This is a genomic window from Parapedobacter sp. GCM10030251 (assembly GCF_042666505.1).
In the GTDB taxonomy this organism is placed as follows: Bacteria; Bacteroidota; Bacteroidia; order Sphingobacteriales; family Sphingobacteriaceae; genus Parapedobacter.
In genome coordinates this window covers 103,894-126,492 of the sequence record NZ_JBHTDN010000002.1, presented here as the reverse complement: position 1 = coordinate 126,492, position 22,599 = coordinate 103,894, and the positions used below count along the sequence as shown (strand labels likewise).

Here is a 22,599-nt window from a genome sequence, read left to right as displayed (position 1 = left end):
AAATGATCGCGATTAAACGTTAAACCGGAAGTGCATGATGTCTCCGTCCTGCACGAGGTAGGTTTTACCTTCCACGCCCAGCTTACCGGCTTCCTTGACGGCGGCTTCCGAACCATAGTTGATGAAATCGTCGTATTTGATAACCTCAGCACGGATGAAGCCCTTTTCGAAATCGGTGTGGATCACACCTGCGGCTTGGGGGGCAGTGAACCCATTTTCAATCGTCCAGGCGCGCACTTCCTGTACGCCGGCCGTGAAGTACGTTGCCAGATTTAACAGCCGGTATGCTGCCCGAATCAATTTATTGACACCTGATTCGGTAAGGCCAAGATCTTCCAGAAAAAGTTGCCGCTCTTCGTAGCTGTCCAACTGAGCGATTTCCGATTCAATTTGGGCAGAAATAATCAGTACTTCCGCATTTTCGTCTTTGACGGCTTCTTTCACCCGCTCTACATAGGCGTTTCCCGTATTCACAGAACCTTCGTCCACGTTGCATACATACAAGATGGGCTTTACGGTAAGGAGCGATAAATCGCTGATGAAAGCGAAGTCTTCTTCCGATATCGGAGCTGTACGTGCCGATTTACCCGATTCAAGGTGGCTTTTAATCACCGATAGAATTTCATAACTCCGCTTGGCTTCTTTATCACCGCCGGTTTTAGCTTGTTTTTCAACCCGCTGGATGCGTTTTATTACCGTGTCTAGATCCTTTAGCTGTAATTCGGTGTCGATGATTTCCTTATCGCGAACCGGATCCACCGATCCATCCACATGTACCACATTTCCATCGTCAAAGCAGCGCAGCACGTGGATGATTGCATCTGTATTGCGGATGTTTCCGAGGAACTGGTTGCCTAATCCTTCTCCCTTACTCGCCCCCTTGACCAAGCCGGCAATGTCCACGATCTCAATCGTGTTCGGTACTACCCGTTGCGGTTTTACCAATTCGGCCAGCTTATTCAACCGTTCGTCCGGTACCGTAATAACCCCTACGTTGGGTTCAATGGTACAGAATGGGAAGTTAGCTGCCTGTGCCTTCGCGTTGGAAAGGCAGTTGAACAAAGTGGATTTGCCTACGTTGGGTAGGCCTACGATGCCGCACTGTAAAGCCATGGATTGTCTCTATTTAAACGGGTGCAAAGATAATAATAAGTATGATATCCGTAACCATTTGCTAAATTTGACGTCTTACCGGTAGATATGACAACACCTTAATCGATAGTTAACCATGCACACACGCTCACTTCTTTTTATTACGCTTATAGCGTTTTCAACGTTTGCCCGAGCGCAGCCGCTCCAACCAGATCCTCGGTTGGCAGGAATCGACTCACTCCTGGAAAAACTGCTCGATGACTACCACGTTGCGGGCTTTTCTGTAGCCGTCGTCCATAAAGATAGCGTAGTCTATGCCAAAGGGTTTGGTTATCGGGATTATGAAAAGCGATTGCCGGCCACGCCCCATACGTTGTATGCAATCGGCTCCTCCACCAAGGCGTTTACCGCCGCGTTGTTGGGAACGTTATTCGACGATAGCCTTTCCCTGGGTGATAAAGCAGGGGAGTACCTGCCTGCACTCCGTTTCAAGGATGGACGCGAAAGCCAAGTGACGGTACGGGACCTTATGACCCACCGTACGGGGTTATCGCGATATGATTTTTCTTGGTATGTTTTTAACTCGGATGCCCGCGACAGTTTACTGAGGCGCGTCCAATACATGGAGCCTAATGAAGAAGTCCGGGCAAAGTGGCAGTACAACAATTTCATGTACCTCGCTCAAGGGATGATTGCAGAACGGATGACCGGGAAGACGTGGGAGGAAAATATCCGGCAGCGCTTTCTTGTACCCCTAGGTATGAGACGATCCAATTTTGATGTCAACGAAATGGCAAGTGATGCCGATGCATCCCTTGGCTACGTCGTGTCCGATAAAGATTCGATTGAAAAAGTGCCTTATTTCGAGATTCGGGGTATGGGGCCTGCGGGAAGCATAAACAGCAGCGTATTGGAAATGGCGAATTGGCTCAAATTATGGATCAATGGGGGTGAGTTCGGAGGTAAAGCGTTGATTCCCCGCACGTATGTGCGTGAAGCGGCAAGCTCTCAGATGGTGATGGGAGATGGGCTTCCCGGGAAGTATTCTGATGTGCATATCTCCAACTACGGCCTGGGATGGATGATCGCTTCCTACCGGGGTCATTATCGGGTAGAGCACGGAGGCAATATCGACGGTTTCTCCGCTAGCACGGGCTTTTTTCCAACCGATTCGTTGGGCATCGTCGTTTTGACCAACCAGAACAGCTCGCCCGTTCCGAATGTTGTGCGGAATTTCATTGCCGATCGCATGCTTGGGTTACCCTTCGTTAATTGGAATACACAGATAAGTAACGGATCGGAGGAAGCCACTACCCCTGATACTGCCCAGCAGGAAGATGTGGCGCGGATGCGGGGAACCCGTCCCTCACACGTTTTGGCTGATTACACGGGCAGTTATCAAAATCCAGCCTATGGAACGTTTACGCTTCGCCTCCGCAACGACACCCTACTGACAGCTATCGGTAAACAACGGGTTTGGCTGCGCCATTATCACTATGATGTATTTGATCTCAAGGGATTTGAAGAGGACGGCCGTCCGGATACTGCGGATGGGGGAATGAAAATCAACTTTCGTATTGGGGTTGACGGACAGGTAGAAGGCGCCGTCATACCTATGGATCCTTCGCTTGACCCCGTGGAATTTAAGCGGCAACCGCTTGTCCAACATCTTTCGGAAGCGCAGATGCAGGCTTATGCCGGATTTTATGAATTGGCGGGACTGCGTGTACACATCACCGTAAAGGACGGTGTGCTTTTCATGGATGTGCCGGGCCAGACCAATTACGAAACGATCGCTCAGGGTGGTCACTATTTTAAACTGAAAGTACTCAACGGCTTTGCCATCCGCTTTGAGATGGACGAGACCCAAAGCAAGGCGTTGGCCCTGTACGCGATCCAACCGAATGGAACGTTTAAGGCCACGCGGGTAGACCCCAAGTAGCCTCGTCCGCACAGGGCGGGTGACGTAGCTATTTTTGCTCCGATAAGTAAGCCACCAGCGAGGCGAGTTCCTGGTAGCTTAATGCGTTGGCCAGTCCCTCGGGCATCATGGAATGGTCGAGTTCCCTGCGGTCGGTGATTTCCGATTTTGCGAGGGTTGTTGCCATTCCGGCAATGTTGCGGATGGTGAGCTTATCGGCCGATTCTTCGGTCACAAACCCTACATATGCATTTCCACTTTTCGTTTGAATCTGTACGGTCGAAAAACCCTGCGATATCGAAGCATTCGGCTTCAGTATGGACTCGGCGATTTGCTGCCGGTTCATGATGGAGCCGATCTGCCCCATGAAAGGCCCTTTCTGAACCTCGCTCCGGTCGACGGCATGGCAGGTTTTGCATCCTTGCTGTACAAAAAGTGCAGCGCCCTCCTTCGCATCCCCTTTAATTTTATCCAGCGCTAGCATGACATCCTCAATTGAAGATTCGCCTACCTGTCCCTTTTTGTTTTTAAGCTTTTCGAGGTCCACCTGAGGCGCGTCTTCTTTTGGAGGTTGTATTTCGATGATGCCAAACTGGTTGATTGCCAACCGATACCGTGTGTTGAGAAGCTTAAAAAAGTCCTTGTCGCCCTTTTCGGCTTTTTTCCACTGCTCCAGTAAAAATGCACGGATGGTCGGGGTTGCTTCCCATTCCACACCTTTGTAGTAAGGGCCGTGCGTATCCGGTCGGGTGCTCCACCACCACGATGCATCGTACGGGGCTTCTCGGTGGTATATGCGTGCCAGCGTATTGAGGATTTTGGCTTTGAACGCGTCGTCGGCCGTGTTCTCATATGTGGAAATTAATGCCTGCACTACGCGATCGTCGTGCAGGTAACGCATAGTCCACAAAGCGAGATCCTGATTTCCTGTATTCAACGCTTCGATACATTCATCCACCGCATTCAGTGCCACAAGGGCTTTCACGGCCAAATGGGGAATGACGATTTCAGAATTTGGTGTCGCATGCGGTCCCTCGGTTCCTAGGTCCGGCGATTTAAACGATGCAGGCACCTTCGTTTCGAGCAATGCGCCGATCGCTTCTTTTTTACCCAGACGTCCCACACCGATGATAGCTGCAGCTTTAATACGCGGCGAAGTTGCGCGCAATCCGCTTAGGAAGGGTTCCAGCGGCACATTGTCCGCCCACGCTTGGCGGTCGGCCAAAGCCCGGAGTGCGTGTTCCTGCAAGTCGGTATCCGCCGTGGCTTCCACCAATTGATCGATGGCTTCCTTTCCCATCAGTTGGGCATAGGTGTATAGTGCCGCCACCCGTGACTCGATATCCAGGGAGTTGTTTTCCACAAGTTTCCAAAGTCTCGGGGCAGCATCTGCGTTGTCGGCTCTTCCCAGCAATTCATACTGGGCGGCCAGCCGGGCTTTGGCACTTTTTGACTTTAGGAGGGCCACCAGTTTCCGGTTCGAAAACTGTTGGATGTCAGCAAACGCTTCGTAGTCAAACTCCTTGGGGACAGCCCGCACCACATAGCCTATATCCGGACTTCCCGAATAGCCCGCTCCATCCCAAGCCGACAGGTACAGAATTCCCGAAGCGTCGATGTCAACATCGGTAATCTGTGGCAGTTGAATGAAATTTTCTTCACGCTGGGTAAAGGTCGCCTGATCGGCCTGTACCGGATGCCGGTAAAGATAGCTACGGCCCCAGTCGGCCATAAGGGGCGTATGGTTGTATTCCTCGGGCCAACGGTGGTCATCAAGATACAGTGCCCCGGTTCCCGAGCCTCCGCCTAAGTCGACCAGCGCTGGAATGATTTCCTCTGTGAAATGCTTGAATAGGATGGGATATCCATATTCGCCCGACTGGATCTGGTGTGAAAAGCGGATGTTCCAGCCACCACCGTCGTTGGTATTGTCCCGTGTAAAAATATTCATAAACGGATCGATGGCCACATCATAAATGTTCCGCAGGCCATGCGTATACACTTCCATCTCTGTACCGTCCGGCCGTACCCGTATAATGCCACCTCCCAATACCGTCAGCTGCTTGCCATCCCGGTCTGTTGCGTTATGAAAACCGAAGTCGCCGGCGGCGATGTATATCCAGCCGTCGATTCCCATCTGGATGCCGTTCGTGGCATGGTCGGTACCCCGTTCGGCAAGGTATGTGGGGTTGCTGATATCCGTAATCAACGGTTTTGGATCCCCATCCGCCACGCCATCTTTGTCGCGGTCCTCATAAACCACCAGATCCATATTGGCCGCCTTTTTGGTTTCTTTGGAGAAGCGGGTGTGTAGTACGAATACCCGATCGCCCAATGCAAGTATCCCTCTTGGATTATCAGTACGGGCAAATTCTGAGTATGAATCCATAATGCCATCACCGTTGCAGTCGATCAGTTTCACAATGGCGCCTTGTCCCATTTCTTTCCCTAGGGATCCCATTTTGTCAACGCCTACAAAAACATCGCCGGAGGCAGAAACCGCAAGGCAAGCCGGACTGGGAACAACGTCAGGACCTGCAAAAACGTTGATATCCAGTTTTTCCGGCCATTCCAATGTAGCTGCCAGTGAATCGGTCATGCTAACATACCGGTCTTCGGTGACGAAATTGCAATCCTCGGTAGTTGATTGACAGGCTGCTACTGAAAAAACTGCAGCAAAAATTAACCAATATGAATGTCTCATTTAGCTCTATATCTGTTTATAGCGGTAAATATAAGTATGTCTACCGTAAAACACGGATCATATCAGGGTTTTTACCGATACTTGAGGTTAGGTATGTCCCATCCGGAGAACAGGCAATGTGTACTACGGGCGTATATAAGATGCTACCTGATTTTCGATGGCATTTAGGTACGAAACCCCAAACAAATTCAAATGTACCAACAAGGGGTACAAATTCCATAGATAAACACGGTCCTCCCATCCGTGTTGCAGCGGGTACACCTCATGGTAAGCCGCGTAAAATCGTTCGGAAAACCCACCAAATAATTTGGTCATAGCGATATCTACTTCACGGTGGCCATAGTAAATCGCCGGATCAATGAAGATGGGTGTTCCTGATGGATTTACGAGGTAATTACCGCTCCATAAATCGCCGTGGAGGAGTGTAGGCCGCTCGGTTGGATACAGTTCGGGTAAACGGGAAAACAAACGATCGAATTTTTTTAATAGCCCTGTTCCGATCATCCGGCCCGCCAGATCCAATTGCCTTTGCAACCGTTGTGCGATAAAAAAATCCGTCCAATCTGTCGAAAAGTCATTATGCTGGGGCAATGAGCCGATAAAGTTGTCGTGGTCTAGCCCGTAGGTGTCGGCATGGTTACGATGCAAGGAAGCCAAAAGCCGGCCCAATGCCTCCTGATGGAGCCCGTTGTGTTTGTCGCCCGTGTCGATCCATTCCATTATTAGAAAACCCTCGCCATGTGCATTTCCAACGGCATAGGTCTCCGGAGCATTTGCCGTCCCCAATGCGCTACGCAACAGGTCCAATCCTCTGGACTCCGCCAAAAACATCGTTGTAGCCATTGGATTATCACTGGCTTTTACAAAATAGGTGCCGATGGACGTTTTGATCCGGTACGCCCGGTTGATATCGCCCCCGGATACGGGCGCAACCGACTGGATGGATGAATACGGTCGTTCCCGATTTTTCAGAGACGCCTCCAACACCTGGTACAGGGATTCGGACAAAACCATGGGGGAAAATTACGCATTGCCTGCCGTTTTTCTGGTATATTTTTGTGCATATCGCTGATCGCTTTGCAAAATCATAGGGGTTTCATAGCTTTGTAGCAAACAAACCCATGCATGCCTGCAAACCGTGTAATTGAGATGAAAACCGCAGTTGCGTACGGCGCGATACTCGCATTGGTACTGTTTATATTGCAATGGCTGAAATTGCGTTTTCTGGTCGCCGATTCAAACTTCGAAATTTACGTAGGCTTGATTGCGCTTGTCTTTACGGGCTTGGGCATCTGGTTGGCGCTGAAACTTGTTAAACCCAATGCGAAAACTATTGCCTTAAAGCGGGAAGTGTCTTCGGAGGGGGAAAAGGAATTCCTTGCCGACGAACAGGAAATCGCCCGTATCGGGCTAAGCAGCCGGGAGCTGGATGTGTTGCGGCTAATGGCAGACGGATTGAGCAATCAGGAAATCGCATCCCGCTTGTTTGTTTCGTTGAATACCGTTAAAACCCACGGTTCGCGGCTTTTCGAAAAAATGGACGTGAGGCGTCGTACGCAGGCGGTAGACAAGGCCAAGAAGTTACGAATCATCCCCTGATCGTTTCAAAATCACCCGAAAGTATGAAGGAAAAGTGGAACGTACTGTTCATTTTTGCAGCAAACGCAACTAGTTAATGCTATGAAAAAAACAGTAATTGTATTCGGTTTGATCTCCGGTGTGATTATTACCGGAATGATGATGTGGAGTGTTTATGTCTGCTATCACAACGAGAATTTTAAAGGCAACGATACGTTGGGCTACACGGCCATGATCGTTGCATTTTCTTTCATTTTTGTCGGGGTGCGGAGTTATCGGAATAATTACCAAAATGGGGTGATCTCATTTGGTAAAGCATTCAAAGCTGGCTTGTTCATCACACTTATTGCTTCTACGATTTACGTACTGGTATGGCTGGTGTATTACTACGGGTTTATTCCGGACTTTATGGATAAGTACACCGATTATGTATTGCGAACGGCCAAAGCCGATGGAGCCACCGCTGCAGAATTGGGCAAAAAGGCAGAGGAGATGGCCAATTTCAAGGAACTGTACAAAAATCCGGCAATGGTGGTGCTCATTACCTATTCCGAGGTATTTCCTTTGGGATTGGTCATTGCTTTAATCAGTGCATTGCTGTTAAAACGGAGGCGGTGAAGGAGACGGAAATTGAAAATGAAATTCAGGAAATGGGCAACCGGAAATAGGTGTAAATTTGCCGGATGATTGAGCCTGCTATCACCGCATTTTATACGAACCATTCGGAAGACTCCCGGTTACAAGTCGGACTGGGGCCCCTTGAATTTGAGCGAAATAAATCGTTGATTTCGAGATATCTGCAGGGTGATTCCCTTGCGGTCGCCGATGTCGGTGGGGGAACAGGCCATTATGCGGCCTGGCTATGTGGGGTGGGGCACCGGGTCACGTTGATCGATCCCGTCCCAAAGCACATTGAACAGGCGAAGCGGAAAGCCAAACGAATGGGCAAAGGGTTCACTTGCTTGCTCGGAGAAGCCCGGTACCTGCCGTTTGAAAGTGAGGTTTTCGATCTGATCATACTCCATGGGCCCTTATATCACCTGCAGCAGGAGGTCGATCGCCTGCAGGCATTGAAAGAGGCATATCGAGTATTGAAACCCCACGGTGTGGTATTAGGGTTTGCCATTACGCATGCGGCCTCTACGGTTGCCGCCCTGCACAGCAGCATGATACATGAGCCTCGGGTTTTTTCCATGTGCCGTTCGGAGCTGCTTAACGGGCAACATATTCCTCCGGAGGGCATGGCCGGTATGCTGCCGCATGCATACTTTCATCGCCCCAGTGGGCTTGCCAACGAATTTGAAAAGGCTGGATTTGCACCAATGGGAGTGTACGCGGTTGAGGGCTTGGCCTGGATGGATGGCCAGTTTTTCCAAAGCTGGACGGATCCCCAAAAACGTGCGCGCCTTTTGGAACTGATCAATTTGACGGAAAGCGACCGCGAACTTTTATGTTTCAGTCCGCATGTTATGATTTCGGGAAAAAAAGATTAGTGGTTGCGGGCTCCCTGTTTAGAGCTGCTGAATAGCCTCCAGGATCACATTACCCTAATAAAAAAGCCGGCTTTGTTGCATACTAGCAATAAAGCCGGCTTCGTTGTACCCAGGGCCGGGATCGAACCGGCATGGGTCGCCCCACTGGTGTTTGAGACCAGCGCGTCTACCAATTCCGCCACCTGGGCATATTTGAAAGTACAATCCCTTATTTCGGGGATGCAAATGTATCTATTAATCCGTATTTCGCAAAATGTTTTTCAAATTTCCTTTCGATGGTAAACGAATGATCGTTTCATAGCCCGGTTGTCACAACTACCCCTCCGAATTGGCGCGTTCTCCCATTCACCGTTATCGCTTTGCATGCTACCTTTGTACATCACAAAGCAGAAACATATTCACATTTCAAAACAAATCATTATGAAATTCAATCCGTATTTAAATTTTGACGGCAACGCCGAGGAGGCGTTCCGCTTTTATCAATCCGTTTTTGGAGGCGAGTTATTTCTACAACGCATGGGAGACGCGCCCGGCTCAGAAAATTTACCAGACAACGAGAAAACCCGCGCGATGCATGTGGCCATTCCGGTGGGGGATGGTCAATTCCTTATGGCTTCAGATTGTTTGCCGTCCGCAGGGCACGTGTTGAACGTAGGCAACAACAACTACATTTCCATCACGCCCGACAGCAGGGAGGAGGCTGATCGATTGTTTAATGGGCTTTCGGCCGGAGGAAACATCGAAATGCCCATGGAAGATCAGTTCTGGGGCGATTATTTCGGATCGTTCGAAGATAAATTTGGCGTTCGTTGGATGATTAATTTTCCAAACAGTACCAAATAGGGAAATTACAAGCTAACCCGCTGCATGATCTGGGTGGGTTAGGCTTTTGTTTTTTTGCCGGGCACGTTGGTAGATGAAGGTTGAACCAAAGCAAATTCCCGTCACCACAGCCATGCATCCAGCGATGGAGGCGTTGAGCCAGTACGCGATCCAATATCCTACCACGGAGATAAAAATACCCAGTCCTGCGGTAATCGCCAGCATTGATTTTAGCTCGTGTGTCATCAGGTAGGCGGTAGCCGGTGGACCGATGAGGAAAGCAATGACTAAGATTGCACCAACCGATTCAAACGAACTGACCGTAGTGAGCGATACGGCGGCCATCAACAAATAATGCCAGAGCGCTGTCGAGATGCCGAGTGCAGACGCGAAAGCGGGATCAAAGGATGTCAATTTCAATTCCTTGTAACCTAATGTAATGAATAATGCAACCATAAGCAATACCGCTGAAAGGATGTATACAGGCCGTGGTCCCAGGACCGCCCCGCCGGACGTTACCCACAGGTCAATCGGGACGTAAGCAATTTCCCCATACAGCACACAATCCTGATCAAGATCAACCTTCCCAGCGAAGGCACTGATTAAAATGATCCCTATTGCAAAGAGAAATGTGAAGGTAACACCGATGGCGGCGTCCGTCTGCAAGTTTGCCCGCCGGTGGAAATATTCAATGAGAAATGTGGCCAATAATCCCGTGGCTCCTGCGCCCAATAGCATGGGCAACGTTTCGCGGCTGCCGCTGAGCAGAAATGCAATCACGATACCCGGCAAGACTGCGTGGCTGATTGCGTCACCTACCATGCTCATTTTGCGAAGAATCAGAAAACACCCGAGTAACCCGCACGTGATAGCTACGAGGGCACCGGTTAGTATAATCCAAAATGCGATCATGTGTAATCTTTATATTTTTGGTATCACGGTGTTATGGGGGTCCTTCTTTGGGTAACCCAATTGATGTTCCAGCTCACGTTCCAGTTCTGGGGTGAGTATGTGTTCGATGGTTTCTGCATCGTCATGGACATGATCTGCCGCAATGGCCATGTATTTTGTCAGGTATAGTTCCCACAGCCGGTGCAACCGGACCACCCTCGCGGCTTTTCGATAGCCCGCATCCGTCAGCGCCCACTGATGGTCCCGTACGGTAAGCAGGTGGCTGGCAACCAAGCGGCGCAACGTGGTTTTTAGCAACGTCTCGTTCACCTCGCGCGTGCGGGTCAGCTCCGTTACATCCCGCCATCCATTGAAATGGCCATTCTGTTCGCCCAAGTGGTAAAACATTTTCAGGGTGTTTTCTTCGGCGATGATCCGCTGGTTTTTCCGCTGGGTATATAACTTTGGAATGATCCCTTTTTGGGGAGCAAAAAAGAAAGAAAAGAAGGCGATTATTGAGGATACCACTACCATCCATGGGCCTGTAGGCATCGCCGGGGCGGTGTACGAAATGTAGGCGCCGGCCAATCCCGCAAACGTGCCAAACGCTACCGCGATCGTAACCATCCGTCGTATGTTGTCGGTCCAATACCGGGCGGCGGCGGCGGGAGTAACCAGCATAGCCGCCATGAGGACCACCCCCACCGCAGTGATACCGGTAACCACCGCCAAGACGGTCAGGCTTGTAAGCAGCAAATCCAGTTTCCGCACGGGATAGCCCAGTGCCTCGGCGTAAGAACGGTCAAAAGCAACCAACGTAAAAGCCTTAAAAAACATTCCTACGGCTAAGAGTAATGTCGCGGCTAATATGCTGAAAATGATTAAATCTGTCCCGATTAAGGTTGCTGCCTTGCCGAAAATGAAATGGTCCAATCCGCTCTGCGCGGCATTGCCCGACTGTTGGATATACGTCAACATAACCATACCGGCGCCGAAAAATACGGACAGTACCAATCCAATGGCCGCATCTTTTTTTATTTTGGATTTGGCCACAATGTAGTCGATGGCAACCAGTGCCAACCATCCGGTTATAAAAGCACCGACAAGCATAAGCCCCGTATTTTTGCTTCCGGAAAATAAGAAAGCTGCGCAAATGCCTGGTAGAACCGCATGCGATACGGCATCGCCCACCAGCGCTTTCTTTTGAAGCAGAATGAAAGCGCCTACCATCGCCGCACTGGCCGATAGCAGAACATTGCCGATGACGACGTATCGGACATTGGGATCTGCAAACGAGAAAAAGTCGATAAGATGTTGCATACATTCCTCCCGCTTAGTTTTCCCGGCTCGGGAAAGCGCGTTTTTCCATCACATCACCGACCTGTGACAGCAGATTTAGCCTGCCTCCATAAGTCTGCTGAACCATTTCTTCTGTGAAGACCTGCGCCGTAGGCCCTGCTGCAACCAAGTGCATATTGATCAGAATGACCCAATCAAAATAAGCCCGTGCTGATTGGAGATCGTGGTGCACCACCACGATGGTTTTATCGGTGGCTGCCATCTCCCGCAACAACCCAATGATGGCTTGTTCAGTAGCGGCGTCTACACCGGCGAAGGGTTCATCCATAAAGTAGATATCCGCCTCCTGTGCCAATGCCCGCGCCAAAAACACCCGCTGTTGTTGCCCGCCAGACAATTGCGAAATCTGCCGCTTCGCGAACGCTGACATCCCCACTTTATCCAGGCATTCCAAGGCGATGGATCGGTCACGTTCTCCGGTATTACGAAGGAGGCCAACCTTCCCGTAGCGTCCCATCAAGACTACATCCAGTACCGAAACGGGAAAATCCCAATCGACCGATTCGCGCTGCGGCACATAACTGACGCGCTGCCGGACCTCTTCCAATGGGTGCCCGAACAACTTTACACAACCGCTGGACGGCGGAATCAAGCCCATGATGGTTTTGAGTAAGGTCGATTTTCCGGCGCCATTTGGCCCGACAATGCCCGCAATACTGCCCGACGGCAATGTGAAATCAACTCCCCAGAGCACCGGTTTCCGGGAATAGCTTACCGTGAGGTCATGCACTTCCAAAACGGGATCTTGTGTGTGTATAATCATGGTCGCTCAATTTGTCCTATTTTTCCGTTAACGCTTCTACAATGGTATTGACATTATGTTTCACCATGCCAATATAGGTGCCCTCCGGCGTTCCGGGAGTTCCCATGGCATCTGAAAAGAGATTTCCACCGATGCGTACGTGGCTTCCCCGTTGGCGTACGCCCGCTAATACCGCCTTCAACGACCGGTCCGACACGGAGCTTTCCACAAACACCGCAGGTATTTGATGGGTGACAATGAAGTCGACCAAGCTGGACACATCCTGAAGTCCAAATTCAGAAAGCGTTGAAATTCCCTGCAATCCGCGTACTTCGACTCCGTATGCGCGACCGAAATAACTGAAGGCATCGTGAGCGGTTACGAGGATCCGCCGATTGGGTGGTAGGGTATTAATCCGCCGGCGCACCCATACGTCCAACGAATCCAATTGTCGCATATATGCCTCAGCATTCGCTTGGTAATAATCGCCATTGGCGCTGTCTAACTTGGCCAGCTCGAGAGCGGCGTAAGCCGTTGCTTCCTTCCAGCACGTGACATCAAACCAAATATGTGGGTCGTAGATGCCTTCTCCGATCGAGATCAGGCCGGTCACTCCAGTTCCCACGGCAATGACCGGCTTTACGCGCGCCTGTTTCTCCAGGATGGTTGCTAATTTTCCTTCAAGATGCACGCCGTTGTAAAATAGGTAATCTGCATCCAGGATTTTACGTAAATCTCCTTGGCTGGCTTTGTATAAGTGCGGATCAACGCCGGCATGCATCAGTACTTCAACGGAGGCTGAATCTCCGACGATGTGCTGAATCATGTCCGCTACCATACCGGTGGTGGCTAGAATTCGTCGGGTACCGTTTTCTGTACGCAGGTTCCCGGGTTCGCATGAGAGCGAACCGGCCAACGCCAAAGCAATAATAACGATCGTGACGATACCCTTCATATAGCAAATATACAGATTTTAGATTAATCTAACATTTTTTGTGAGTTATTTTAAACTATTGGTAAAAAGTACCCCTGTTGTACGCGTAACCCGATGGAATAGCTTGAATTCTGCGGTAAACCTTGACTAATGGAAATCTATCGGGCATCCGAACAGCGGTTTTGAGCGAATTTCGTATTTTTACAACATAAAAGGAGCGGATCATGCAAGAGGTTTATTTAGTTGCCGCCATACGGACCCCCATTGGAAGTTTTGGCGGAAGTTTGGCTTCACTATCGGCGACACAATTGGGTGGTATTGCCATTCGCGAGGCGGTAACCCGTAGCGGGCTTTCGGCGAATGCTATCGAAGAAGTCTATTTCGGCAATGTGCTCTCCGCCAATTTGGGACAGGCGCCAGCCACCCAGGCAACAAAATTTGCCGGACTGCCCGATATACCGGCCACTACGGTAAACAAAGTATGTGCATCGGGAGCCAAGGCCATCATGCTGGGGGCGCAGAGTATTGCTTTGGGCATAAATCACATTGTGGTGGCAGGCGGTATGGAAAGCATGAGCAACGTGCCATATTATTTGGATAAGGCGAGAACCGGATATCGGCTGGGGCATGGACAAGTTATAGACGGCTTGGTAAAAGATGGACTTTGGGATGTATACAACGATTTTCATATGGGATCGGCAGCAGAGCTTTGCGCCGTTGAATGCCACATTAGTCGGGAGGAGCAGGACGCCCACGCGATTGAATCGTATAAACGGTCGCAGGCCGCCCAGCGAGCCGGTAAATTCAAAGACGAAATTGTTGCCGTTGAAGTAACCGATCGAAAAGGAGAGGTGACGATGGTGACCGAGGATGAAGAAATCCATGCGGTGAAATTCGATAAGATTCCGTCCTTAAAACCGGTATTCAAGAAGGAGGGGACGGTAACTGCTGCAAACGCTTCTACACTCAACGACGGTGCGGCGGCATTGGTGTTGGTCAGTGGATCCAAGCTGAAAGAATTAGGATTAAGACCGCTGGCACGCATACGCGGGTATGCCGATGCGCAACAGGCGCCTGAATGGTTTACCACGGCCCCTGCCAAGGCGATTCCCCGAGCGCTTCAACATGCGGGCGTCGAAGCCTCTGAGGTCGATTTTTACGAAATTAACGAAGCATTTTCGGTCGTATCCCTTGCAAACAACCGGGAACTCGGTTTGATTCCGGATAAGGTCAATGTGAACGGAGGTGCGGTGTCGTTGGGTCATCCACTTGGCGCATCGGGTGCACGTATCGTCGTGACGCTGCTTTCGGTGTTAGCTCAAAACCAGGGGAGAATCGGCGTAGCGGGCATTTGCAACGGCGGCGGCGGAGCAAGTGCCCTGGTGTTGGAGAAAATGTGATCGATGATGAAAATTAGCGGATGGATAGGGTTGCTTGGATTCGGTTGCTGGTTAATGTCTGCAAGGGCACAGCCGGCAGACCGTGTGACCATGGAAACAGTGCAGGACAGCCTTGCGAAATTAGGCTATGCCATTTATAACGAGCCGTCCGAACCGGAACGGCTAAAAGCGAACTTTGCGTTTGTAAAAGCGCTGGTATCGGCGTTGAAAATGCCCAATTCATATCAGTTTGGATTTGATTCACTGAAGATGATTTCGATCCTTCGATCGCCTGATGACCGGTTCAGGATATTCTCATGGCATGTTCCCCTAAACGACGGCTCTTACCTCTATTACGGCACCATCCAATTGCATACACCCGATGGCCGTCTGAAAATGTATCCGTTGTTGGATAAAACATATGAAATCGAATCGCCCGAAACGGTAGTCACTACCGCCGCGAATTGGTACGGAGCTCAATATTATCGCGTGGTTCCGTTCGGTGCTGAATATATTTTATTGGGTTGGAAGGGACACACTGCTCAGATGACGCAGAAGGTGATCGAAGTACTGACCCTAACCGAAGAGGGGGTGAAATTGGGAAAGCGGATCTTTGAAGGCGACGGTACGCAGGCCCAAACGCGAATGATTTACCGGTATAGCCAGAATGCGCGTATGTACATGGATTACGACGATAGGGAAAACCGTATTGTGTTGGATCACCTAGCGCCAGCCGATGTCCGGGAGGAGGGGCAATATGAACACTATGGACCCGATATGACGTACGATGCCTGGCAATTACGGAACGGAACATGGGTACTTACGCCTAACGTTCGGATAATGAACCCCGCGACACCGGGAGACGATCAATATAACGATCCGCAAAAACCTGCAAAGCACCCTAAGAGCGGGCTTTCCGCACCATGAATTTTACCAAACTTTCTCTCCAAATCACAAAAAGTTTTTTTTTATTTGCAGCAGGTTATCCTAAATTACACATGCCTTTTATGCACAAAATGAATATTTTTTATGGGATTTACGAATCAAGAAGACCAGCTGGATGCTCATCTGATTGAGCGCGGGGTTAGTACCAAACGGGTGTTTGACCACCCGGTGGGATTGTTTGTACTGTTTTTCACGGAAATGTGGGAGCGGTTCAGCTACTATGGGATGCGGGCGTTGTTGACCCTGTTCCTCGTCTCTGAATTGGCAAAGGGGGGATGGGAATGGACCCGGGAAGACGCGATGCAGTTATACGGTTGGTATACGGGGTTGGTTTACCTGACTCCATTGATCGGTGGTTTTATTGCCGATCGGCTGACGGGTTATCGGAAGGCCGTGGTCTTGGGAGCGTTGATTATGACCTTGGGGCATGCTTCCATGGCCCTGGAAGGTGTCGGTTCCAGCTTTTTCTACCTCGGCCTCTTATTGATGATTTTGGGAAATGGGTTGTTCAAACCGAATATCTCCTCCATCGTTGGGCAACTTTACCCCCACAACAGCACCAAGAAAGATGCGGCTTATACCATCTTTTACATGGGAATCAACGCCGGCGCATTTCTGGGGATGCTGCTTTGCGGATATATCGGTGAAAAAATCGGATGGCATTATGGATTTGGGTTGGCGGGTATATTCATGTTCTTTGGCATGTTGCAATTCTATTTTGCCCAACGTATTTTTGGTGTGCTGGGCGAGTCGCCCAAAGAGACACTCAAGCGGACCCATGATGCAAAACCTGTCGACACGGTCGACGATCCGATTGAAAGCGAAACCTCGTCGCCTCATGTCGTGAGAGACCGATTGATTGTGATCGTTGTGCTTTCGTTGTCGAGTATCTTTTTTTGGATGGCGTTTGAACAAGCCGGTGGTTCCATGTCTATTTTTGCGAAAGATTATACCCAACGCGTACTGGCGGGTGGCGCCGCGGTTACGTTTAAATGGGTTGACGCTATACTAACGTTATTCCCGTTGGTAATCGTGACATGGGTGCTATTTTCGCTGGCCAAGAAGATATTCGCTGAATATCCAATTTCCATTCTGTTTACCGCGTTGAGTTTCTTGGTGATTTGGTGTCTCGGCATTTGGAAGGTATACCGCGAATTTAATGCCCTGGAAACAGAAGTTGCGGCTTCGTGGTTTCAGATACTTAACTCATTTTTTATCATTACATTAGCCACTCCCTTCAGCAAGCTGTGGGAAAAGGTATATAATCCGACAGGCCCGGTTAAATTTGCAATCGGACTCATTCTGCTTGGGATTGGTTTCGCCGTATTGGGTTATGGTAGCAAAGACATCCCTCAAGGAGCCGCTACGGCACAGGTCAGCATGATTTGGTTGGTCTTAGCGTATTTTTTTCATACATCAGGCGAGTTATGTCTTTCACCTGTGGGGCTCTCTTACATGAGCAAGCTTTCACCGCAGAAATTTGTCGGATTGATTTTCGGTGTATGGTTTGCATGCAGTGCGGTGGCCAATTGGCTGGCCGGCATGTCGGGCAGCCTGATTGACCAAATCAGCGAAACGTATTCGCTTTCGACGTTCTTTTTGATCTTTGCTGTGATTCCCGGGCTTGCCGGTTTGCTGTTGATCTTGTTTTCGCCCATACTGAAGCGGATGATGCACGGCATTCATTGATATTCCGTACCTTTACATGTAAAAATTAAGAGCCAACGTGTCAGACAGTGTCGTTATTATCCCTACCTACAATGAAAAGGAAAACATTGAAAAAATTGTTCGCAAGGTCTTCTCGCTAGCAGTTGATTTTGACATATTGGTGGTGGACGACGGCTCGCCGGACGGGACCGGATCGATTGTCAAACAGCTGCAAAGCGAGTTCACCGGGCGGCTTTTCCTGGAAGAGCGTAGGGGGAAATCGGGGTTGGGGACGGCTTACATACACGGCTTCCGCTGGTGTCTGGCAAGGGATTACGCCTATATTTTTGAAATGGATGCAGACTTTTCCCACAATCCGGATGATCTTGTCCGTTTGCGCGAGACGTGTGTGTCCGGGGCCGATATGGCCATTGGATCCCGGTATATCAAGGGCGTAAATGTGGTCAATTGGCCCATGAACCGTGTGTTGATGTCGTACTTTGCGTCGGGGTATGTCCGGCTGATCACCGGAATATCCGTGCGGGACGCCACGGCCGGCTTTGTTTGCTATCGACGTAATGTGCTGGAAGCCATTCCGCTCGATCGGATCAAATTCGTGGGATATGCGTTTCAGATCGAAATGAAATTCACGGCGATCAAATACGGATTTAGCGTGGTAGAAATACCAATTATCTTTACCGATCGTACCGAGGGAGAGTCCAAAATGAGTACCCGCATTTTCCGGGAGGCTTTTTTTGGAGTCATCCAAATGAAAATAAATAGCTGGTTTAGGAAATATGATCGGAAGCCCGGAAGGTCCGGCGCCGAAAACGGATGACGGCTGTAGTCGGTGTGATATCCGGTATTTAACGTCTAAGCAAAACATGAACGAAAATTTGGATCCGAATCCCGAGAAATTGTCCAATGCGGAGCGCGAACTGGAAAAAGTGCTTCGCCCGCAGGCATTTGAAGATTTTACGGGCCAACAAAAGATACTGGAAAACCTGAAGGTGTTTGTGCAGGCAGCTAAACTGCGCGGCGAGGCGCTTGACCATGTTTTGCTGCATGGCCCTCCGGGCTTGGGCAAGACGACGCTTTCGCACATTATTGCCAATGAAATGGGGTCGGGTATTAAAATTACTTCCGGACCGGTGTTGGATAAGCCCGGTGATCTGGCGGGCCTGCTTACGAATCTTGATGAGGGTGATATTCTCTTCATCGATGAGATCCATCGACTGAGTCCACTCGTGGAAGAATACCTGTATTCTGCGATGGAAGATTTCCGGATTGACATCATGCTCGAAACGGGTCCCAACGCACGTTCGGTACAGATCACCCTCAATCCGTTTACATTGGTGGGGGCGACCACACGCTCCGGTTTGCTCACGGCACCGCTACGCGCACGATTCGGTATCAACGCGCGGTTGGAGTACTACGATGCAAAGCTGTTAACCACCATTGTGCTCCGCTCGGCTAGCATCCTCCGGACACCCATAACAGAAGAAGGGGCTTATGAAATTGCCCGCAGAAGCCGGGGTACACCCCGCATCGCGAATGCATTACTAAGGCGTACGCGCGATTTCGCACAGATCAAGGGAGATGGAAAGATCGATGTACCGATTGCTCAGTATGCGCTCAATGCATTGAACGTCGATGAACATGGCCTCGATGAAATGGACAACCGCATTCTGCTTACGATTATTGAAAAGTTCAAGGGCGGTCCCGTAGGGATTAAAACCGTAGCCACCGCAGTGGGCGAAGACGAGGGGACTATTGAAGAAGTTTATGAACCCTTTTTGATACAGGAAGGGTATTTGATGCGTACCTCGCGAGGGAGAGAGTGCACGGAATTGGCCTATAGGCATTTGGGAAAAATAAACCCTGCGAAGGGGAATACACTTTTTTAGCGCTTTCAAGCAGAATGGTATAAGTATTGTTAAGTAAACTGCTGAAAAAAATATCCATTACGGAGAATCCTATTGTTATGAGAAGAAGCTGCTTGTTCATCTTGTTTATATCCGCATTTCCCTTTTTTGGACATGCGCAATTCGGAAACGAATCACCCATTCCCTATTTCCGTTATTCGGTGACGGCCGGTTTAGGTCCCACACTGATGTATGGCGATTTGGAAAAACGGCAGATTGGAGCGGCCGTGTACCTAAGGGGCAATTATTTCGTTACGCATGGCCTCAGCGTCGGGTTGGAATTGCAAGAGGGGGTGCTTCGAGGTAAAGACCTAGCAAGCACCCCGTTGGGCGGCAATGAATATTTGCGAAGGGCAACCAACCTGTATCATAGCGCTGTTTTGGGCGTTAATTTTCAACCGATCAAATTTCTGCAGGACGATCACCTGCGTCGGATCGAATACCGGGAGTCTTTTGGAAAACGCGCGCTGAACAGCGTGTACCTTGGCGCCGGTATGGGCGCATTGTACAGCCTGCAATGGGATGGTCAACGGATCCAAGAATCCGGAACCAACAATAGCAATACACCTTCGCAACAAGAACTTGTCTTACAGGGAAATCAGCAGGGGGTGAGCTACCTGGTAAGTACCAATATAGGGATCGAATTGCCGCTGCATAGCCTCAAACCCGATCTACTCGATTCGTATGTGTGGAACCTAGTCGTCAATGGTCAGGTCAATTTTTCGTTGGACGATGAGCTGGACGGATACAGCGGTGCCTACGAGGGTAATGAACACCGCGATGTTTTTGGGTTGTTAACCATCGGTGTTAACCTGCGATTTTGACTTTTTTGAGCTTCGCCAATATTTTCTTGCCTCTGCTTTGCATTGCGGCCGATCCGTCACGTAAAAAAAATTCGGTCTGTTGTTTCAATTCATCCTTGATCCACGGAAATTCAGGAGTCATATTGAACAGTATGTCCAGACAGTTTACTTGCACCGCCACAGGTGTTTGAGGTTCGATAAGCCAACCGAAAATCGTCTCAACCAAGCGCTCCCGGTCTGCCCGGAGATAGAGGTCTCGGTACCGTTCAGGCGCCTTAGCGTGTGTAATCAGCATGAGTATTTTAGTGAAGTGGCGCTGGCAGCTGGGGTTTCCCTGGCTGGGCAACCTGAGAAGGAAGTCCATAAAAACCGGTACAAACCGTTCGGGATAATGGGTGGCGATGTATTCCAGCACCCAGGCAGCCCGGAAAGCGACGGAAGCATCCTGCTGATCGTAGCAGAGCATATGCCACCGTGTAGCCGGAATGGCTTGGTCGGCTGCCAGTATTGCCAAATTTGCCATGCTCATTTTTACTTTCTTGGCAACGAACTGATCAAAAAGGGTCGGTTTGTCCATATCTGCTGATGAAATCGCAATAATAAGCAAAAAAAGCCGATGGGTATGTTTAACGAGATTTACCCGGAAATTCCCTTTGCCATAGACATGGCTTGGTGCGGTACGTTCAGCTCCACGGCAGATGGGCTTCCCTATATCGGCCTTTGGCCCGGCAAAAAGCGCATGTTCTTCGCACTTGGATACGGGGGCAACGGAGTTACCTTCAGCATGATCGCAGCGCAATTGATAAAAAATAAGTTAACGGGCGTCAAAGACGATCGGGACAACGTATTTGGATTTGAACGAAAGAGCTAGGTTTAGCATGGGAAATGGAAACGGAATAAAAAATTAGCATGGGAAGTTGAAAACTGAAAAGGAAAACTACGTTCCCTTTCAATTTTCATTTTTCCCAACTTTCAACTTTTAATTCGATTCAACTTCAACTTCCCTCAAATATAGCGGTTGACGATATTTTCAAACAGTTCCTGTTTGCCACTGATGGTTTCCGGTTCCCCGGATGCTACTGCGATGTTGCGGAGGTCGGTTAGCGTTAAATTGCCATTTTCGAAATCGTTGCCTTTCCCGGTATCGAAAGATGCATAGCGTTCGGCGCGTAGTTTACGGTAGTCAGATTTTTGCAGGATATTGTCGGCCGTAATCAATGCGCGGGCAAAGGTATCGGCACCGCCAATGTGGGCATGGAAGAGGTCGTCACGATCGGTCGAGTTGCGTCGGACCTTGGCGTCGAAGTTAATACCGCCGCCGGCAAATCCACCCGCTTCGAGGATGATGAGCATGCATTCCGTAAGTTCGTTGATGTTATTCGGGAATTGATCGGTATCCCAACCGTTCTGGTAATCGCCCCGGTTGGCGTCCATTGAGCCGAGTAGTCCGGCATCTGCAGCTACCTGTAACTCATGCTGGAATGTATGCCCGGCAAGTGTAGCGTGGTTCACTTCCAGGTTGAGTTTGAAGTCGTCGAGCAGGTCGTGTTGCCGCAAAAAGCTGATTACCGTAGCGGCATCGTAGTCATACTGGTGTTTGGTGGGTTCGCAGGGTTTCGGTTCGATGAAGAAAGTGCCTTTAAAGCCTTGCGCACGCGCATAATCCTTGGCCATGTGGAGCATGCGGGCTAGGTGTTCCTGTTCCCGTTTCATGTCTGTATTCAGCAAGGTCATGTACCCTTCGCGGCCACCCCAGAAAACATAGTTTTCGCCGCCCAAGGCGATCGTGGCATCCAATGCCGCCTTGATCTGGGCGCCTGCATGGCTCACGACCGCAAAATCCGGATTGGTAGCCGCACCGTTCATGTAACGTTTGTGGGAAAATAGATTGGCTGTACCCCACAGGAGCTTGACTCCGGTGGCCGCTTGTTTTTCCTTGGCATATTCCACTAATGTTTGAAGCCTCCGCTCGTTCTCCGCTACGTCATCTCCGTAATCCACTACATCTACATCATGAAAGCAGTAATACGGCATCCCTATCTTGGTAATAAACTCAAAAGCCGCATCCATTTTGTCCTTGGCACGTTGGATGACGTCCCCGTTTTCGTCCCAAGGAAAAAATAGCGTCGGGCCACCGAATGGATCCGTGCCGTTGCCATTGAACGAGTGCCAATAAGCGACAGCGAACCGCAGGTGTTCTTCCATCGTTTTACCGGCCACAACCTTGCCGGCGTCATACCAACGATACGAAAGCGGATTGTCCGATTCGGGGCCTTCGTAATTAATTTTGCCGATCCCTTTGAAATATTCTTTTTCGCCGATGAGTACGTTTGACATGTCTTTGTTTTTCGTTAATTTATTTAA

General features: G+C 49.9%; 21 protein-coding genes and 1 tRNA gene. 12 read left to right on the top strand and 10 right to left on the bottom strand.

Features of this window, described 5'->3' with window-relative positions; all coding sequences use genetic code 11:
* Positions 1 to 12 precede the first annotated feature (12 nt).
* On the bottom strand, positions 13 to 1,113 hold the full coding sequence (ychF, locus tag ACFQRK_RS06540; protein WP_379004825.1) for a redox-regulated ATPase YchF: 1,101 nt from the start codon (positions 1,111 to 1,113) through the stop codon (positions 13 to 15).
* Positions 1,114 to 1,228: 115 nt separating this feature from the next.
* On the opposite strand from ychF, the gene ACFQRK_RS06535 reads away from it, so the two are divergent.
* On the top strand, positions 1,229 to 3,034 hold the full coding sequence (locus tag ACFQRK_RS06535) for a serine hydrolase (protein ID WP_379004823.1): 1,806 nt from the start codon (positions 1,229 to 1,231) through the stop codon (positions 3,032 to 3,034).
* A 28-nt stretch (positions 3,035 to 3,062) separates the two neighbouring features.
* Here ACFQRK_RS06535 and ACFQRK_RS06530 read toward each other — a convergent pair whose 3' ends face one another.
* Entirely contained in the window at positions 3,063 to 5,717 is a 2,655-nt protein-coding gene (locus tag ACFQRK_RS06530; RefSeq protein WP_379004821.1) for a c-type cytochrome, read from the bottom strand.
* A gap of 123 nt (positions 5,718 to 5,840) precedes the next feature.
* Positions 5,841 to 6,731: a fructosamine kinase family protein gene (locus ACFQRK_RS06525; RefSeq protein ID WP_379004819.1), complete on the bottom strand. Its 891-nt coding sequence runs from the start codon at positions 6,729 to 6,731 to the stop codon at positions 5,841 to 5,843.
* 135 nt (positions 6,732 to 6,866) lie between these two features.
* Here ACFQRK_RS06525 and ACFQRK_RS06520 point away from each other — a divergent pair, with 135 nt between their 5' ends.
* The 3 genes from ACFQRK_RS06520 (at position 6,867) to ACFQRK_RS06510 (ending at position 8,788) form a co-directional block, all read left to right on the top strand.
* A complete protein-coding gene (locus ACFQRK_RS06520) occupies positions 6,867 to 7,316 on the top strand; it encodes a response regulator transcription factor (protein ID WP_379004818.1) in 450 nt (149 codons plus the stop codon).
* An 81-nt stretch (positions 7,317 to 7,397) separates the two neighbouring features.
* Positions 7,398 to 7,913: a DUF4199 domain-containing protein gene (locus tag ACFQRK_RS06515; RefSeq protein WP_379004816.1), complete on the top strand. Its 516-nt coding sequence runs from the start codon at positions 7,398 to 7,400 to the stop codon at positions 7,911 to 7,913.
* 65 nt (positions 7,914 to 7,978) lie between these two features.
* Complete coding sequence (locus tag ACFQRK_RS06510; RefSeq protein ID WP_379004814.1) at positions 7,979 to 8,788, top strand: methyltransferase domain-containing protein; 810 nt, start codon at positions 7,979 to 7,981, stop codon at positions 8,786 to 8,788.
* Positions 8,789 to 8,894: 106 nt separating this feature from the next.
* Here ACFQRK_RS06510 and ACFQRK_RS06505 read toward each other — a convergent pair.
* Positions 8,895 to 8,976 (bottom strand) — tRNA-Leu (locus tag ACFQRK_RS06505).
* 232 nt (positions 8,977 to 9,208) lie between these two features.
* Here ACFQRK_RS06505 and ACFQRK_RS06500 point away from each other — a divergent pair.
* Entirely contained in the window at positions 9,209 to 9,631 is a 423-nt protein-coding gene (locus tag ACFQRK_RS06500) for a VOC family protein (protein WP_379004812.1), read from the top strand.
* A gap of 12 nt (positions 9,632 to 9,643) precedes the next feature.
* Here ACFQRK_RS06500 and ACFQRK_RS06495 read toward each other — a convergent pair whose 3' ends face one another.
* Genes ACFQRK_RS06495 through ACFQRK_RS06480 form a run of 4 tightly spaced genes read right to left on the bottom strand, consistent with a single transcriptional unit; the run spans position 9,644 to position 13,557 of the window.
* Positions 9,644 to 10,522, bottom strand: a complete 879-nt coding sequence (locus ACFQRK_RS06495) for a metal ABC transporter permease (RefSeq protein ID WP_379004810.1) — start codon at positions 10,520 to 10,522, stop codon at positions 9,644 to 9,646.
* A gap of 9 nt (positions 10,523 to 10,531) precedes the next feature.
* On the bottom strand, positions 10,532 to 11,821 hold the full coding sequence (locus ACFQRK_RS06490) for an iron chelate uptake ABC transporter family permease subunit (RefSeq protein WP_379004808.1): 1,290 nt from the start codon (positions 11,819 to 11,821) through the stop codon (positions 10,532 to 10,534).
* 13 nt (positions 11,822 to 11,834) lie between these two features.
* Positions 11,835 to 12,623 (bottom strand): metal ABC transporter ATP-binding protein, encoded by a 789-nt coding sequence (locus ACFQRK_RS06485; RefSeq protein ID WP_379004806.1) that lies wholly within the window; start codon positions 12,621 to 12,623, stop codon positions 11,835 to 11,837.
* Positions 12,624 to 12,639: 16 nt separating this feature from the next.
* Positions 12,640 to 13,557: a metal ABC transporter solute-binding protein, Zn/Mn family gene (locus ACFQRK_RS06480; protein ID WP_379004804.1), complete on the bottom strand. Its 918-nt coding sequence runs from the start codon at positions 13,555 to 13,557 to the stop codon at positions 12,640 to 12,642.
* Positions 13,558 to 13,760: 203 nt separating this feature from the next.
* Here ACFQRK_RS06480 and ACFQRK_RS06475 point away from each other — a divergent pair, with 203 nt between their 5' ends.
* The 6 genes from ACFQRK_RS06475 to ACFQRK_RS06450 all read left to right on the top strand — a co-directional run bounded on the left by ACFQRK_RS06475 (position 13,761) and on the right by ACFQRK_RS06450 (position 20,256).
* Positions 13,761 to 14,936, top strand: coding sequence for an acetyl-CoA C-acyltransferase (locus ACFQRK_RS06475; RefSeq protein WP_379004802.1), 1,176 nt, complete (start codon positions 13,761 to 13,763; stop codon positions 14,934 to 14,936).
* Positions 14,937 to 14,939: 3 nt separating this feature from the next.
* Entirely contained in the window at positions 14,940 to 15,842 is a 903-nt protein-coding gene (locus ACFQRK_RS06470; protein ID WP_379004800.1) for a hypothetical protein, read from the top strand.
* Positions 15,843 to 15,944: 102 nt separating this feature from the next.
* The gene (locus tag ACFQRK_RS06465; protein ID WP_379004798.1) at positions 15,945 to 17,549 is read left to right on the top strand and encodes a peptide MFS transporter; all 1,605 of its coding nucleotides are present in this window, start codon (positions 15,945 to 15,947) and stop codon (positions 17,547 to 17,549) included.
* A 37-nt stretch (positions 17,550 to 17,586) separates the two neighbouring features.
* Entirely contained in the window at positions 17,587 to 18,345 is a 759-nt protein-coding gene (locus ACFQRK_RS06460) for a polyprenol monophosphomannose synthase (RefSeq protein WP_379004796.1), read from the top strand.
* Between the two features lie 46 nt (positions 18,346 to 18,391).
* Positions 18,392 to 19,414 carry a Holliday junction branch migration DNA helicase RuvB gene (gene ruvB / locus ACFQRK_RS06455; RefSeq protein WP_379004794.1) on the top strand — a complete coding sequence of 341 codons (1,023 nt, stop codon included), beginning with the start codon at positions 18,392 to 18,394 and terminating at the stop codon, positions 19,412 to 19,414.
* Between the two features lie 77 nt (positions 19,415 to 19,491).
* Positions 19,492 to 20,256: a hypothetical protein gene (locus ACFQRK_RS06450; RefSeq protein ID WP_379004792.1), complete on the top strand. Its 765-nt coding sequence runs from the start codon at positions 19,492 to 19,494 to the stop codon at positions 20,254 to 20,256.
* On the opposite strand, the gene ACFQRK_RS06445 is transcribed toward ACFQRK_RS06450, so the two are convergent.
* On the bottom strand, positions 20,240 to 20,812 hold the full coding sequence (locus ACFQRK_RS06445; protein WP_379004790.1) for a hypothetical protein: 573 nt from the start codon (positions 20,810 to 20,812) through the stop codon (positions 20,240 to 20,242). The two genes, ACFQRK_RS06450 and ACFQRK_RS06445, sit on opposite strands and share 17 nt — an antisense overlap.
* 45 nt (positions 20,813 to 20,857) lie before the next feature.
* Between ACFQRK_RS06445 and ACFQRK_RS06440 the strand changes: the two genes are divergently transcribed.
* Positions 20,858 to 21,106, top strand: a complete 249-nt coding sequence (locus tag ACFQRK_RS06440) for an FAD-dependent oxidoreductase (RefSeq protein ID WP_379004788.1) — start codon at positions 20,858 to 20,860, stop codon at positions 21,104 to 21,106.
* A 134-nt stretch (positions 21,107 to 21,240) separates the two neighbouring features.
* On the opposite strand, the gene xylA is transcribed toward ACFQRK_RS06440, so the two are convergent.
* On the bottom strand, positions 21,241 to 22,572 hold the full coding sequence (xylA, locus tag ACFQRK_RS06435) for a xylose isomerase (protein ID WP_379004786.1): 1,332 nt from the start codon (positions 22,570 to 22,572) through the stop codon (positions 21,241 to 21,243).
* Positions 22,573 to 22,599: the final 27 nt, after the last annotated feature.